Annotated in this window: 10 protein-coding genes; 9 read left to right on the forward strand and 1 reads right to left on the reverse strand. The window is 69.6% G+C overall.

Annotation, left to right across the window (positions count from 1 at the left end; genetic code table 11):
• Positions 1 to 53: 53 nt before the first annotated feature.
• The 6 genes from ACQ86G_RS20195 (at position 54) to ACQ86G_RS20220 (ending at position 10,900) form a co-directional block, all read left to right on the forward strand.
• Positions 54 to 932, forward strand: coding sequence for a peptidoglycan DD-metalloendopeptidase family protein (locus ACQ86G_RS20195; protein WP_431256993.1), 879 nt, complete (start codon positions 54 to 56; stop codon positions 930 to 932).
• A gap of 24 nt (positions 933 to 956) precedes the next feature.
• Positions 957 to 2,195, forward strand: a complete 1,239-nt coding sequence (gene rpoS / locus ACQ86G_RS20200) for an RNA polymerase sigma factor RpoS (RefSeq protein WP_431256994.1) — start codon at positions 957 to 959, stop codon at positions 2,193 to 2,195.
• A 118-nt stretch (positions 2,196 to 2,313) separates the two neighbouring features.
• Positions 2,314 to 3,831 (forward strand): 23S rRNA (uracil(1939)-C(5))-methyltransferase RlmD, encoded by a 1,518-nt coding sequence (rlmD, locus tag ACQ86G_RS20205; protein ID WP_431256995.1) that lies wholly within the window; start codon positions 2,314 to 2,316, stop codon positions 3,829 to 3,831.
• A 101-nt stretch (positions 3,832 to 3,932) separates the two neighbouring features.
• Positions 3,933 to 5,042 carry a chorismate synthase gene (aroC, locus tag ACQ86G_RS20210; protein ID WP_431256996.1) on the forward strand — a complete coding sequence of 370 codons (1,110 nt, stop codon included), beginning with the start codon at positions 3,933 to 3,935 and terminating at the stop codon, positions 5,040 to 5,042.
• A gap of 12 nt (positions 5,043 to 5,054) precedes the next feature.
• Entirely contained in the window at positions 5,055 to 7,568 is a 2,514-nt protein-coding gene (locus ACQ86G_RS20215; protein ID WP_431256997.1) for an efflux RND transporter periplasmic adaptor subunit, read from the forward strand.
• Positions 7,569 to 7,603: 35 nt separating this feature from the next.
• A complete protein-coding gene (locus ACQ86G_RS20220) occupies positions 7,604 to 10,900 on the forward strand; it encodes an efflux RND transporter permease subunit (RefSeq protein WP_431256998.1) in 3,297 nt (1,098 codons plus the stop codon).
• A 10-nt stretch (positions 10,901 to 10,910) separates the two neighbouring features.
• Here ACQ86G_RS20220 and ACQ86G_RS20225 read toward each other — a convergent pair whose 3' ends face one another.
• Positions 10,911 to 11,933 (reverse strand): LacI family DNA-binding transcriptional regulator, encoded by a 1,023-nt coding sequence (locus ACQ86G_RS20225; protein WP_431256999.1) that lies wholly within the window; start codon positions 11,931 to 11,933, stop codon positions 10,911 to 10,913.
• A gap of 275 nt (positions 11,934 to 12,208) precedes the next feature.
• On the opposite strand from ACQ86G_RS20225, the gene ACQ86G_RS20230 reads away from it, so the two are divergent.
• From ACQ86G_RS20230 to ACQ86G_RS20240, 3 genes are read left to right on the forward strand one after another with little or no spacing between them, the layout of a single operon-like run.
• A complete protein-coding gene (locus ACQ86G_RS20230; protein ID WP_431261455.1) occupies positions 12,209 to 12,703 on the forward strand; it encodes a gluconokinase in 495 nt (164 codons plus the stop codon).
• Complete coding sequence (locus ACQ86G_RS20235; protein ID WP_431257000.1) at positions 12,700 to 13,233, forward strand: TRAP transporter small permease subunit; 534 nt, start codon at positions 12,700 to 12,702, stop codon at positions 13,231 to 13,233. Before ACQ86G_RS20230 ends, ACQ86G_RS20235 begins: the two co-directional genes overlap by 4 nt.
• A gap of 18 nt (positions 13,234 to 13,251) precedes the next feature.
• The gene (locus tag ACQ86G_RS20240; RefSeq protein WP_431257001.1) at positions 13,252 to 14,544 is read left to right on the forward strand and encodes a TRAP transporter large permease; all 1,293 of its coding nucleotides are present in this window, start codon (positions 13,252 to 13,254) and stop codon (positions 14,542 to 14,544) included.
• Positions 14,545 to 14,643 lie beyond the last annotated feature (99 nt).

Here is a 14,643-nt window from a genome sequence, read left to right on the forward strand (position 1 = left end):
GTCTGTCGCTTGGCGGCTTCCGCGCTTCGGCTTTCCATATGACAACTTCGCGCATGCAACCACTCTTCCGTTCCCCGCTGCTCTGGGTCTCCGTGGCGGTGCTCGCGCTCACGGGCTGCCAGAACACCCCGCACCGCGCTCCGGTGGAGGACCGCCCCGTCGGCAAGGGCGCGCCCGCCGTCATTCCCGGCACGGCGGTCACGCCGGCCCCGGAGTCGAAACCGCTGCCCGGCGCCGAGAACGCCGGCAAGCCCGGCTACTACACGGTCAAGCCCGGCGACACGCTGATCCGCATCGCGATGGACAACGGCCAGGGCTGGCGCGAGGTGGCGAGATGGAACGGCATGGACAACCCCAACCTGGTCGAGGTGGGTCAGGTCTTGCGCGTGGTGCCGCCGGGTCTCGACCCGGGCGCCGTGACCACGAAGCCGCTGGTGACCTCCAAGGTGGAGACGCGGCCGCTGGATGGCAAGTCCCCGGCTCCGGCGACGACGACCGCCGCGGCGTCCGCGCCGGCCAGTGCCACCGCCGCCCCGAGCGTGCCCCTGGCCGCCAAGGACGACGATGACATCAGCTGGGGCTGGCCCGCGTCCGGCAGTGTGGCAGCCGGCTTCGACGAGGTCCGCAACAAGGGCATGGCCTTCTCCGGCAAGGCCGGCGATCCGGTCTTCGCCGCCGCCGATGGCCGCGTGATGTATGCGGGCGCGGGGTTGCGCGGATACGGCAACATGATCATCATCAAGCACAGCACGAACTATCTGACGGCTTACGCGCACAACCAGACCCTGCTGGTCAAGGAAGACCAGGTGGTGCGCAAGGGCCAGAAGATCGCCGAGATGGGTTCCAGCGACGCGGATTCGGTGAAGCTGCACTTCGAAGTGCGCAAGCAAGGCAAGCCGATCGATCCGTCCAAGTTGTTGCCCGCGCGCTAGAGGCGCTCAAGGAGGCGCCGCAACATGACATTGCATCGCGCCTCTTCGACTGACGGACTTCTGCCTGACGGCCTGGATCGACCCGTTCATCCCGGCCGCTTCAAGCTGCCGCCCGAGCTGGCCGCCGATGGCCACGAGGCCGTGCATGACGCCGGACATGACGCCGGACATGACGCCGCGCACGAGGCGGCCCATGACGACGGCCGCGACGGCCACGGCGCTCACGATCACCCCGACGGCCACGATCACGACGGTGAGCGCGAGCCCGCGTCGCGCGACGACGACGCGGCGCCCGGCGCGGCCGAAGCCGCGACCGACGATGACGACGATGTCCGCGTCCTGCGCGGCGTCGAGTCCGAGGACGGCAAGAAGGCCAAGTCCGGCAAGGGCGACCTCGGCCCGGCCGACGGCGACGCCACCAACGCCCTGCAGGCCTACCTGCGCGACATCCGGCGCACGCCGCTGCTGACGCCGCAGGAGGAGTACGACACCGCCGTGAAGGCGCGCGCCGGCGACTTCCAGGCGCGCCAGGCGATGATCGAGCACAACCTGCGGCTGGTCGTCAGCATCGCCAAGAACTACCTGGGCCGCGGCCTGCCGATGAGCGATCTCATCGAGGAGGGCAACCTCGGCCTGATGCATGCGATCGGCAAGTTCGAGCCTGAACGCGGCTTCCGTTTCTCGACCTACGCCAGCTGGTGGATCCGCCAGGCGGTGGAACGCGCGCTGATGCATCAGGCGCGCCTGGTCCGGCTGCCGGTGCACATCGTGCGCGAGCTCAACCAGGTGCTGAAGGCGCGTCGCGCGCTGGAGTCGCTCGCGGCGCAGCGTGGCGGCGAAGGCGGCGTGCGCGCGGAAGATGTCGCGCAGGCGCTCGGTCGGCCGGTCCAGGAGGTGGCCGAACTGCTGGCCTACGCGGAATTGCCGAGCTCGCTGGATTCGCCGGTCGACCGCAACGGCGAAGGCGGCGAGTCCATGCTGGACCTGGTCGCGGACGAGCAGGCGGTCGATCCGGCGGGGCATCGCCTGAGCCATGAACTCGAGGACCTGCTCAAGGGCGGGCTGGCCTCGCTCAGCGACCGCGAGCGCGAGGTGCTCGCCGGTCGTTACGGCCTCGCGGACCGCGAGCCCGAGACGCTCGACATCCTCGCCGTGCGGCTCAGCCTGACGCGTGAACGCATCCGGCAGATCCAGATCGAGGCGCTCGCCAAGCTCAAGCGCAACATGATGCGGCAGGGCATCAGCCGCGATTCGATCTTCTGAGCCCGCGACACGCCCCCGGCCGGACACGGGGACGTTCCGCGGCTCGGCGCCCTGATCCGGATCGTCGTCGCGGGAGCGGCGGCGGCCAGGCCGCGCGGCGCTGGGATAATGCGCCCCCATGACTGATGTATCGGAATGGCTGAAGGTCGACTCGCTGGACCTTGAAGCGCAGGGCGTCGCCCACAACAGCGAAGGCAAGGTGGTGTTCATCGAGGGCGCCTTGCCCGGCGAGGAAGTCCAGGTTTCCGTCGGCCGCAAGAAGAACAAGTGGGAGCAGGCCGTGCTGGTCGCGATGCGTCGCGAGAGCTCGCAACGCGTGCGCCCCGTCTGCCCCCATTTCGGCCTGCATCCCGGCGCCTGCGGCGGCTGCAAGATGCAGCATCTGCATCCTGGCGCCCAGGTCGCCGTCAAGCAGCGCGTGCTGGAGGACAACCTCTGGCACCTCGGCAAGGTGAAGACCGAATCGCTGCTGCGTCCGATCGAGGGCCCGGCCACCGGTTACCGCTATCGCGCGCGCCTGTCGGTCCGTTATGTGCCGAAGAAGGGCCACGTGCTGGTCGGCTTCCATGAGCGCAAGAGCCGCTACATCGCCGACATGCAGGTCTGCAAGGTGCTGCCGGAGAAGATCAGCGCGATGCTGATGCCGCTGCGCGAGCTCGTCGGCGCGATGGACGCGCGCGACCGGCTGCCGCAGATCGAGCTCGCCATCGGCGACACCGACGGCACGCAGGTCATCGCGCTGGTGCTGCGCCACCTGGAACCGCTGAGCGCGGGAGACATCGCCAAGCTGCGCGTCTTCGCCGCTGAACACGGCGTGCAATGGTGGCTGCAGCCCAAGGGACCGGACACGGTGCACCTGCTCGACAAGGACGGTCCCGAGCTGGCCTACACGCTGCCGGAATTCGGCGTGCTGATGCCGTTCAAGCCGACCGACTTCACGCAGGTCAACCACCACATCAACACGGTGCTGGTCGGGCGCGCGTTGCGGCTGCTGGGCGTGCAGAAGGAGGAGCGCGTCATCGACTGGTTCTGCGGTCTCGGCAATTTCACGCTGCCGCTGGCCACGCAGGCGCGCGAGGTGCTGGGCATCGAGGGCAGCGAGGCGCTGGTGCAGCGTTCGCGCGAGAACGCGGTGCGCAACGGCCTGGCCGGCAAGGCGAGCTTCGTCGCGCGCAACCTGTTCGAGATGACGCCGCAGCTGCTGGCCGCCGACGGCGTGTCCGACCGCTGGCTGATCGATCCGCCGCGCGAGGGCGCGTTCGCGCTGGTGAAGGCGCTGGCCGACCTGGTCAAGGATCCGTCGCTGGCGCCCGGCTGGACGCCGCCCGAGCGCATCGTCTACGTGTCGTGCGCGCCGTCGACGCTGGCGCGCGATGCGGGGCTGCTGGTCCACGTGGCCGGTTACCGCTGCACGAAGGCGGGCGCGGTGAACATGTTCCCGCACACGGCGCACGTCGAATCGATCGCGGTGTTCGAGCGCGATCCCGAGGCGCAGGCGCGCATCGCGCGCGGCGAAGCGGCGACAGACCTCGGCGCCGGTCTCCTCGCGGAGGCCGGCTCGGATGCCACCCTGCGCGTCGATGCCGAGGGCGGCGCCGACGCATCGTCATCTCCGAGCGCTGAGTTGACCGCTTAATGAGGTCGTGAGGTCGGCGCAGGGGCGCATGACGAGTCGCGGGGGCAGGGGGCGCTCGTAGAATCGACGGCTTCGGTTTCTCGCCTCGGCAGGTCCTCCAGATGTCCGGCAGCACTTTCGGCAGCTTGTTTCGCGTCACCAACTTCGGCGAGAGCCACGGTCCGGCCATCGGCTGCGTGATCGACGGCTGCCCGCCGGGGCTGGCGCTGTCGGTGGCGGACATCCAGCCCGAACTCGACCGGCGCCGTCCGGGCACCTCGCGCCACGTGACGCAGCGTCAGGAGCCGGATCAGGTCGAGATCCTGTCCGGCGTCTACGAAGGCCTGACCACCGGCACGCCGATCTGCCTGCTGATCCGCAACGTGGACCAGCGCAGCAAGGACTACGGCAACATCCTCGACACCTTCCGCCCGGGCCACGCCGACTACACCTACTGGCGCAAGTACGGCCTGCGCGATCCCCGCGGCGGCGGGCGCTCGTCCGCGCGGCTGACCGCGCCGATGGTGGCGGCCGGCGCGGTGGCCCGCAAATGGCTGCAGCAGGAACTCGGCGTCGGCTTCCGCGGCTGCATGACGGCGCTCGGCGAGATCGACCTGGCCTTCGAGGGCTGGGAGCACGTCGGCCAGAACCCGTTCTTCGCCGCCAACGTCTCGCAGATCCAGGCGCTCGAGGACTACATGGACGCGCTGCGCAAGGACGGCGACTCCGTCGGCGCGCGGCTGATGGTCGAGGCCACCGGCATGCCGGCCGGCCTGGGCCAGCCGCTGTTCGACAAGCTCGATGCCGACATCGCCTACGCGATGATGGGCATCAACGCGGTCAAGGGCGTCGAGATCGGCGCGGGCTTCGAGAGCGTGCGCCAGCGGGGCAGCCAGCACGGCGATGAACTCACGCCCGAGGGTTTCGCCACCAACAACGCCGGCGGCGTGCTGGGCGGGATCTCCAGCGGCCAGGACCTGCGGGTGGCCATCGCGATCAAGCCGACCAGCTCGATCCGCACGCCCAAGGCGTCGATCAACCGCGCCGGAGAGCCCACCACGGTCGAGACCTTCGGCCGCCACGATCCCTGCGTGGGCATCCGCGCCACGCCGATCGCCGAGGCGATGCTGGCGCTGGTCGTCATCGACCACGTGCTGATGGACCGCGCGCAGTGCGGCGACGTCGAACTGCCGATCCCCGCCATCGCGGGCCAGCGTCCGAGCGCTGAATGACGGTGACTGACGGTGGCTGACAGCCGCCGCGTGCTGCGCGCCAGCGCGCTGCTCGGCTGCGCCTATTACGGCAGCATCGGGTTGTTCAACCCGTTCGCGCCGCTCTGGTACAAGTCCCTCGGCCTGCCGGTCGTCGCGATCGGGCTGCTCGTCTCGATGCAGAGCTGGACGCGGCTGTTCGCGCCGTATCTCTGGGGCCTGGTGGCCGATCGCAGCGGGCGGCGCGTCGAACTGATCCGCGCCGCGGCGCTGGCCTGCTGGGTCAGCGCGCTCGGATTGCTGCTGGTGCCGGCGACCGCGGCCTCGGGCGCGGCGCCGGTGATCGGGCTGACGCTGGTCGTCTTCCTGATGTACTTCTTCAACGCCTGCGTGACGCCGCTCAACGAGGCGCTCATCGCGCACGAGCTCGCCGCCAGCGGCGGCATGGATCCCAAGCGCTACGGGCGCGTGCGCCTGTGGGGCTCGGTCGGTTTCCTGGCGACGGTCGTCGGCGGCGGCTGGTGGTTCGACCGGGCGGGGATGTCCGTGTTCCCGCTGACGATCGTCGTCGGGTTGTCGGCGCTCGTGGTCGCCGCCTGGCGGCTCCCCAGGCGCGCCGCCGTCCAGCACGACGCCCCCGAACCGGTCTCGGTCGCCGACACGCTGCGCCGGCCCGAGGTCGGCTGGTTCTTCCTCGGCATGTTCTTCACCGTGCTCGCGCACACGGCGATCTACGCGTTCTACAGCCTCTACCTGGACCGGCTCGGTTACGGCAAGGGGCAGGTGGGGGCGCTGTGGGCGGTGTCGGTCGCGGCGGAGATCGGCTGGTTCGCGTTCCAGGGCCGCTGGGTGCGCCAGCACCACCTGCACCACTGGCTGGTCGCCGCCGCGCTGCTGACGGCGCTGCGCATGGCCGGCACCGCGTGGCTGGGCGCCAGCCTCGCCGCGATGGTGCTGCTGCAGTGCTGCCATGCCGTCACCTTCGCGGCGCAGCACACCGCCTGCATCGGCCTGATCGGGCGCTACTTCCCCGGGCGCCTGCAGGGCCGTGGGCAGGCGCTGTACGCGGTGCTGGGCTACGGCGTCTCGGGGGTGCTCGGCAGCCTGGGCGGCGCCTGGCTGGCCGAAAGTCATGGGTATGCCGCCTGCTTCTGGGCCGGCGCAATCTTCGCGCTCGTCGGGGCCTGGAGCCATTGGCGCTGCGCGAAGCGGGATCCGTTGCACGCGGTCTGCCGTCAGTCGCGACAATTTCAGTCCCGAAGAAAAGCAGGCCATGACGCGCAATCTGCAATTCGTCGCGTCTGGCCGCCGCATCATTTGGGGGATTCCTACACTCCGCCGCATTCAAGGATCATCAATTGGGTGGTCCCGTGTCGAAGGATGGGGGAGATCATGCGCAAGCAATGGTGGTTGGCGAGTGTGGCGGTGGCGGTCCTCGCGGGCGGCGCCGGCGTGTATGCCACGAGCGGGGGCAGCGCTCCTGCCGCGAAGAAGGACGAGGCGAAACCGGCGCTGGAGTTCCAGGCCGGCGAGATCGTCAAGCCGGCGATGGCGACGATGCCTGGCGTCATCGAGTTCTCCGGCCCGCTGGTCGCGCCGAACACGGTGATCGTCCGCGCCAAGGCCTCGGGCAGCCTGGACCGCCTCGCGGTCGCCGAGGGCAGCCGGGTGAGCGCCGGCCAGTCGCTGGGCCAACTGGACCTGGAGGAGCTGCGGCACAAGGTCGCCGAGCGCAATGCCAGCGTCGAGGCCATGCAGGCCATGTACGAGCAATCCGAGCGCCAGTACAAGGCCAACCAGGGTCTGGCCTCCCAGAACTTCATCGCGCCCACGGCGCTGGACAACTCCCGCGCCCAGCTCGAATCGGCGAAGGGCCAGATGCTGTCCGCCAAGGCGCAGCTCGGCACGAGCGAGGTGCTGCTGCGCCAGGCCGCGCTGGTCTCGCCGATCAGCGGCATCGTCTCCAAGCGTCACACGCTGCCCGGCGAGAAGGTGGCCGCGGAGCAGCCGGTGCTGACCATCGTCGACCTGTCCAAGCTGGAACTGGCCGGCCTGGTCGGCATGCACGAGGTCAGCAAGCTGTCGCCCGGCATGACGGTGCAGCTGCGGATCGAGGGCTTCGACGACCCGGTGACGGCCCGCATCGCACGCATCTCGCCGGCGGCCGAGCCCGGCACCCGATCGATCGGGGTGACGCTGTCGCTGGACAACCCCGGCGAGCGCTTCCGCGCCGGCCAGTACGCGGTCGCCCGCGTCGAGCTGGCGGACGACAAGCCGCGGCTCACGGTGCCGGTGACCGCCATCGGCGCGGTGTCCGGCCAGGAGCATGTCTGGCTGATCGAGAAGGGCACGCTGGTGCGCCGCATCGTGACCACCGGGCGCCGTGACGCGCGCGAAGGGCGGGTCGAGATCCTCGCCGGCGTGACGCCGCAGTCGCAGGTGCTGGGGGCACGCTTCGACAACCTCAAGGAAGGCGAGCGCGCCGAGATCCGCGTGCCCAAGGCCAGCGTGGCCAGTGCCGCCGCCAGCGGCAACGCCGCTCAATAAGCAGAACAACAACAATTCCCGCCGAGGAGCCTCCCATGTGGATGACCCGCGTCTCGATCCGCAACCCCGTCTTCGCCACCATGGTCATGGTCGCGCTGTGCGTGCTGGGGCTGGTCGCCTATTCCAAGCTGGGCGTCGAGCAGTCGCCCGACATCACCTTCCCCGGCGCGCAGATCGACATCCAGTACCCGGGCGCCTCGCCTGAGGCCGTCGAGCGCGAAGTGGCCAAGCCGCTCGAGGAGGCGCTCAACACCATCGCCGGCGTGGAGCGCGTGCAGTCGCGCAGCTTCGAAGGCCGGGTGCAGACCTCGGTCGAGTTCTCGCTGAACGCCGACATGAACCGCGGCATGCAGGAGATCCGCGACCGCGTCGCGCTGGCGCAGGCGCAGTTCCCGCGCGAGGTGAAGCCGCCGATGGTGCAGCGCTTCCAGGGCGAGAACGCGCAGCCCATCATCGTGGCCGCGCTGATGAGCGGCAACCGCACGCTGCGCGAGCTGTCGATGCTGGCGGACCTGACCGTCTCCAAGCGGCTCGGCCGCGTCGAGGGCGTGGCCAAGGTGGACGTCGGCGGCATGGCCGTGCGCGAGGTCCGCATCGACCTCGACCCGACCCGGCTGCGCGCCTACAACATCATCCCGGCGGAGATCTCCACCGCGCTGAACGCGGCCAACACCGACGCGCCGGTCGGCCTGATCTCCAACCGCTACGACGACGCGATGCTGCGCGTCGAGGGCAAGGTCAAGGATCCGAAGCAGTTCGTCAACGTCGTCGTCGCGCGCCGCGGCGAGCTGGCGCTGACGCTCGGCGACCTGGGCACGCTCAGCGAGCGCGAGCGCGAGCTCGATTCCATCGCCCGCATCAACGGCCAGCCGGCGGTCACCTTCAACATCTTCAAGCAGCAGGACGCCAACATCGTCCAGACCGGCGAGGCGGTGAAGGTCGCCATCGAGGAACTGCGCAAGACGCTGCCCAAGGACATGGAGCTGCGCTTGGTGTACGTCAACAGCGACTTCGTGAAGCACTCGCTGGACGGCCTGCGCCACACGCTGATCGAGGGCGCGCTGCTGACGATCGCCATCGTCTTCCTGTTCCTGCACAGCTGGCGCTCGACCATCATCACCGGGCTGACGCTGCCGATCTCGGTGATCTCCAGCTTCATCGCGATCTACGCCTTCGGCTTCACGCTGAACTTCATGACGATGATGGCGCTGAGCCTGTGCATCGGGCTGCTGATCGACGACGCGATCGTCGTGCGCGAGAACATCGTGCGCCATGTCGGCATGGGCAAGGACCACCACCGCGCGGCCGAGGACGGCACCAACGAGATCGGCCTGGCCGTGATGGCCACGACCTTCGCGATCTGCGCGGTGTTCGTGCCGGTCGCCTTCATGGGCGGCATCGTCGGCAAGTTCTTCTACCCGTTCGGCATCACCGTCGCGGTCGCGGTGCTGGTGTCGCTGTTCGTGAGCTTCACGCTGGACCCGATGCTGTCGTCGGTGTGGCCCGATCCGCCCAGCACCTACGTCAAGAAGGTGCCGGTGATCGGCCACCTGATCCGCGCCACCGACGCCGGCATGGACGTGCTGCACACGGTCTACGAGAAGACGCTGCGCTGGGTGTTCTCGCCGCGCCGCTTCCGCATCCCGCTGCCGGCCTTCGGTCATGCGTTCGGGGCCGAGGGACAGCGCCTGAAGGACACGCCGCGTCGCCTGCGCCTGGCGACGATCACGCCGCGCGGCATCGTCGCCTGGTCGGGCGTGGGCAGCTTCGTGCTGGCGATCCTGCTGGTCCCGGCGGTGGGCAGCGAGTTCCAGCCCCAGATCGACCAGGGCTTCACCCACCTGACGCTGCGCATGCCGGTGGCGACCAGCCTGGAACGCGGCGAGGCCAAGGTGCGGCAGGTCGAGGAGATCCTGGCGACCTTCCCGGAGATCAAGACCGTCGCGACCGTCGTCGGCAGCAGCGGCGAGGGCCTGGCGACCGGCCGCAACCAGGCCAACCTGGACATCGCGCTGGTCGACCGCAAGCTGCGCCAGCGCACCCAGACGCAGGTCGAGGACGCGATCCGCGCCGAGATCGCGCGCATCCCCGGCGTCGAGGTCAGCGTCGGCTTCAACCGGCCGGTGTGGGTGACGATCCTGGGCTCCGATCCTGAGGTGCTGACGCAGGTGGCCAAGGACTTCGCCGAGAAGGTCAAGAAGATCAAGGGCGCGGTCGACGTGGACACCACCGTCAAGCCCGGCCTGCCGGCCTTCGCGGTCAGGCTGCGCGACAACGCGGTGCGCGAGCTCGGCCTGAACGCGGTGCAGGTGGCCTCGTCGCTGCGCGCCTACGTCAACGGCGACATCGCGACCTACTGGACCACGCCCGACGGCAACCAGGTCGAGGTGCTGCTGCGCCTGCCCAAGGCGCAGCGCCAGAGCATCGAGCAGATGCGCAACCTGCCGGTGGCCTTCGCCAAGGACGGCTCGCCGATCTCGCTGGAGCAGGTCGCGACGATCGAGCCGGTGTTCAACCCCGAGGTGATCCGTCGCCAGAACCTGCAGCGCCGCGAGGCGGTGTATGCCGGCGTGCAGGGCCGCCCGGGCGGCGACGTCAATGCCGACGTGCAGAAGCTGATCAAGGAGACGCAGCTGCCCCCGGGCATCAGCTTCATGGTCGACGGCGACGGCAAGCAGCAGGCGGAAGCCTTCAACGGCCTGCTGATCGCGATGGGCCTGGCGCTGATCTTCATCTACATCGTGCTGGCCAGCCAGTTCGGCAGCTTCGTGCAGCCGATCGCGATCATGGCCTCGCTGCCGCTGGCCCTGATCGGCGTCATGGTCGCGCTGCTGCTGTGGAAGACCACGCTCAACATCTTCTCGATGATCGGCCTGGTGATGCTGATGGGCCTGGTGACCAAGAACGCCATCCTGCTGGTGGACTTCACCAACCACCTGCGCAAGGACCAGGACATGTCCGTGCCCGAGGCGCTGCTGCAGGCCGGCCTGATCCGGATGCGTCCCATCATCATGACGACCGCGGCGATGGTGTTCGGCATGCTGCCGATGGCCATCGCACTCAACGAGGGCGGCGAGATCCAGGCCCCGATGGGCCGCGCGATCATCGGCGGCGTGATCACCTCGACGATCCTGACGCTGGTGGTGGTGCCGGTGATCTACTCGTACCTGGTGCGCGGCCGCAAGGTGTTCTCGGCGGCGGATGCCAGCGCGACGCCCGACGGCCACGGCCACGGCCACGACCACGACCACGACCACGACCACGACCACGACCACGACCACGACCAGCCGGTGGTGATGCCGGGCACGCCGACGCCCGGCATCGCGGACTGAGGCCGCGGGTTCAGCAGCTCTCGCGCAGCACCAGCTGGAACCCGAGGTCCATGCAGGCCTCGGGCACCGCCTCGTGGCGCATCAGCGCCACGAGCATCCGGGCCGCCTCCAGGCCGATCTCGCGCCGGGGCGTGCGCACCGTGCTCAGCGGCGGCAGCATCTGGTCGCCGCCGGTGAGGTCGTTGAAGCCGACCACGGCCACCCGCTCCGGCACCTGCACGCCCTGGCGCAGCGCCTGCAGCAGCGCGCCCTGCGCCAGGTCGTCGTTGTTGAAGAAGATCGCGTCGACATCGGGCGCCTCGCGCAGCACGCGCTCGAACATCGCCGCGCCCAGTGCCAGCGACGACGGCGCGGCATCCAGGAACTCCAGCGCCGGATCGTGTGCGGCGCCCAGCGCGGCGCGATAGCCTTCGGCCCGCTGCAGGGTACGCGGATCCAGCTGCGCCGCGGCGAAGGCGATGCGGCGGTAACCGCGCCGGACCAGTTCGACGGTCATCGCATGACCGGCCGCCTGCTGCGAGAAACCGACCGAATGCAGGCCGGACTCGCCGCGGTTCTCCATCACGTGGACGCAGGGCACGCCGCTGCCTTGGAGCAGGGCGCGTGACGCGTCGGTGCGATCGAAACCGGTGACCAGCAGGCCCGCGGGCCGGTTCATGAGGTAGGTGCGCAGCAGCGCCTCCTCCTCCTCGGGGTCGTAGTGCGTGACGCCGATCAGGCTCTGGTAACCGGCGGCGAGCAGCGTGCGCTGGGCCGCATCGAGCAGATCGACGAACAGCGCGTTCGACAGCAACGGGATCAGCACCACCACCTGGTTGCTGCGCGCCGAGGCCAGCGCGCGCGCCGCCGGATCCGGCACGTAGCCCAGTTGGGCGACGGCGGCGGTGACGCGCTCGACCAGCGCCGCGGCCACGCTGCGCTCGCCGCGCAGCGCGCGCGAGGCGGTGATCGGACTGACGCCCGCGGCGACGGCCACGTCCTGGAGCGTGGCTCGGCCGGTGGCCCGGCGGCGTTTGGAGGAGGGCGCGTTCATCGGCAGCAGGATAGCGCTGTCCTCCTCCGGACGACAGCCGGGGCGACCCCAACGCGGGGCATCCGCGACGCCTGAAACCCCACGTAATCCCTGATCTGGTGCCCGGATGCACCACCTAAGATAGCGCTATCCCGTCGACATTCCTGTGCGACGGGGACTCGACGGCGACCCCGGATCCTCCGATCGCCGTCTCTTTTCAGATTCTGGGATAGCGCTGTCCAATGACCCTGCCGACCGTCACTGCCGCCTCGATCTCCGCGCGCGCCATCGTCGTGATGGGCGTGGCCGGTTGCGGCAAGACCAGCGTCGGACAGGCGCTCGCCCAGGCGCTGCACTGGCCCTTCATCGAGGGCGACGCGCACCACGCACCGGCCTCGATCGCCAAGATGCAGGCCGGCCGGCCGCTCACCGACGAGGATCGCTGGGGCTGGCTGGAACGGCTCGGGCAGATGCTGGCCGAGCAGTCGCCGGTCGTCCTCAGCTGCTCCGCGCTCAAGCGCGCGTACCGCGACCGGCTGCGCCGCGCGTGCCCGTCGCTGCGTTTCGTGTTCATCGACATCGACCGGGCGCTCGCGCTGCAGCGCGTCGCCGATCGGGCCGACCGCCACTTCTTCTCGAGCACGCTGGTCGACAGCCAGTTCGCCACCTTGGAATCGCCCGTCGGCGAGCCCGGCGTCATCACCGTCCCCGCGACGCTGACGCTGGCGGAGCAGGTCGATCTGGCGGTCGCGCTGCTCGGCCCGCAGAACAATCAGGAGACTGCCCCATGACCACGCCCGCCCCGGATGCTCCCGCCGCCTCGGCGCCACCCGCGCGCCGCTCGCGCCCGCAGATCGTCGCGGAGGCCGCGATGGCCCTGTGCCTCGGCGTGATGGCGCTCGCGGTGTTCATCAACGTCGTGCTGCGTTACGGCTTCGGCAGCGGCATCAACGCGAGCGAGGAACTGTCGCGCCTGCTGTTCGTGTGGATGGTCTTCATCGGCGCGACCGCGGCCTATCCGCTCGGCGAGCACATGGCGTTCACGAGCCTGCTGCTGCCGCTGCGCAACAAGCCGGTCGCGCTGCGCGTCGTCACCGCGGTGATCCGCATCGCCGTCATCGCCGCGGCCGCGCTGGTCGGGTGGGGCGCGTGGCAGCAGGTCGTCGTCGGGCTGGACAGCCAGTCGGTCGTGCTGGGCTATTCCAACGCGCTGCTGCCGCTGCCCGCGTTGCTGTCGTGCGCCGCCATCGCGGTGATGGCGTCGTGGGAACTGGTCCGCCAGCGGCCGCTCGACCTCGAGCACGAGTCGGACATCGAATAAGGGCAGGGTGCATCGATCATGAGCAACGAAGCACTCGCCTTCATCGTCTTCTCCGTCGGCATGCTGCTGCTGATGGGCCTGGGCATCCCGATGGCCTTCGCGCTGGTGCTGACCGGCGCCGGCATGGCCTGGTCGCTGGACTTCTGGGACACCCAGCTGCTCGCGCAGAACCTGGTCGCCGGCATCGACAGCTTCCCGCTGCTGGCGGTCCCGTTCTTCATCCTCGCCGGCGAGCTGATGAACGCCGGCGGCATCAGCCGGCGCATCATCCAGATGGCCCAGGCCTGGGTCGGGCACATCCGCGGCGGCCTGGGCTTCGTCGCGATCGGCGCCGCCGTGCTGATGGCCAGCATGAGCGGTTCGGCCCTCGCGGACACCGCCGCGCTCGCCACGATCCTGCTGCCGATGATGCAGCGCCACGGGTATCCGATGGCGACGTCCGCCGGCCTGATCGCCTCGGGCGGCATCATCGCGCCGATCATCCCGCCGTCGATGCCCTTCGTCATCTACGGGGTGACGACCAACACCTCGATCTCCGCGCTGTTCATCTCCGGGATCGTGCCCGGGCTGTTCATGGGCGCGGGGCTGCTGATCGCGTGGAAGCTGCAGCTGCGCAAGATGGACCTGCCGCCGGGCGTCCCGCTGCCGATGGGCGAGCGGCTCAAGGCGAGCGCCAAGGCCTTCTGGGCGCTGCTGATGCCGCTGATCATCATCGGCGGCATGAAGACCGGCGTCTTCACCCCGACCGAGGCCGCCGTGGTGGCCGCGTTCTATGCGCTGGTGATCAGCTTCGTCGTCCATCGCGAGATGAGCCTGCGCGACCTCCACGGCGTGCTGGTCCGCGCCGCCAAGACGACGGCGATCGTGATGTTCCTGTGCGCCGGCGCGCAGGTCGCGAGCTACATGATCACGCTGGCCGACCTGCCGGGCGTGCTCACCGGCTGGCTGGGCGGACTGATCGAATCGCCGCGCCTGCTGATGGCGCTGATGATGGTGATCCTCGTGGTCATCGGCACGGCGCTGGACCTGACGCCGACCATCCTGATCTTCGCCCCGGTGATGCTGCCCATCGCCGTCAAGGCGGGCATCGATCCGGTCTACTTCGGCCTGATGTTCGTGCTCAACGGCGCCATCGGCCTGATCACGCCGCCGGTGGGCACGGTGCTCAACGTCGTGGCCGGCGTCGGCCGGTTGTCCATGCACCAGGTCATCAAGGGCGTGAACCCGTTCCTGATCACCTACACCCTCATCCTGGTGGCGTTCACCGCGTTCCCCGAACTCGTCACCGCGCCCATCAAGTGGATGCGCTGACCCGCGGGGTCCCACCGAATTCCATCGAGTCCCATTTGCCCCCAAAGGAGACAACCATGAGCCCGAAGCGCCTGAAGAGCCTGACCACCCGCCGCCGGA

Origin of the sequence: Roseateles chitinivorans (assembly GCF_050632145.1) — a bacterium.
GTDB classification, from domain to species: domain Bacteria; phylum Pseudomonadota; class Gammaproteobacteria; order Burkholderiales; family Burkholderiaceae_C; genus Roseateles; species Roseateles chitinivorans_B.

Excerpts from the sequence above, each read along its gene's own strand:
- ACQ86G_RS20195 (WP_431256993.1), top strand. The coding sequence starts at position 54 with ATGCAACCACTCTTCCGTTCCCCGCTGCTCTGGGTCTCCGTGGCGGTG.
- rpoS (WP_431256994.1), top strand. The coding sequence starts at position 957 with ATGACATTGCATCGCGCCTCTTCGACTGACGGACTTCTGCCTGACGGC.
- rlmD (WP_431256995.1), top strand. The coding sequence starts at position 2,314 with ATGACTGATGTATCGGAATGGCTGAAGGTCGACTCGCTGGACCTTGAA.
- aroC (WP_431256996.1), top strand. The coding sequence starts at position 3,933 with ATGTCCGGCAGCACTTTCGGCAGCTTGTTTCGCGTCACCAACTTCGGC.
- ACQ86G_RS20220 (WP_431256998.1), top strand. The coding sequence starts at position 7,604 with ATGTGGATGACCCGCGTCTCGATCCGCAACCCCGTCTTCGCCACCATG.
- ACQ86G_RS20225 (WP_431256999.1), bottom strand. The coding sequence starts at position 11,933 with ATGAACGCGCCCTCCTCCAAACGCCGCCGGGCCACCGGCCGAGCCACG.
- ACQ86G_RS20230 (WP_431261455.1), top strand. The coding sequence starts at position 12,209 with ATGGGCGTGGCCGGTTGCGGCAAGACCAGCGTCGGACAGGCGCTCGCC.
- ACQ86G_RS20235 (WP_431257000.1), top strand. The coding sequence starts at position 12,700 with ATGACCACGCCCGCCCCGGATGCTCCCGCCGCCTCGGCGCCACCCGCG.
- ACQ86G_RS20240 (WP_431257001.1), top strand. The coding sequence starts at position 13,252 with ATGAGCAACGAAGCACTCGCCTTCATCGTCTTCTCCGTCGGCATGCTG.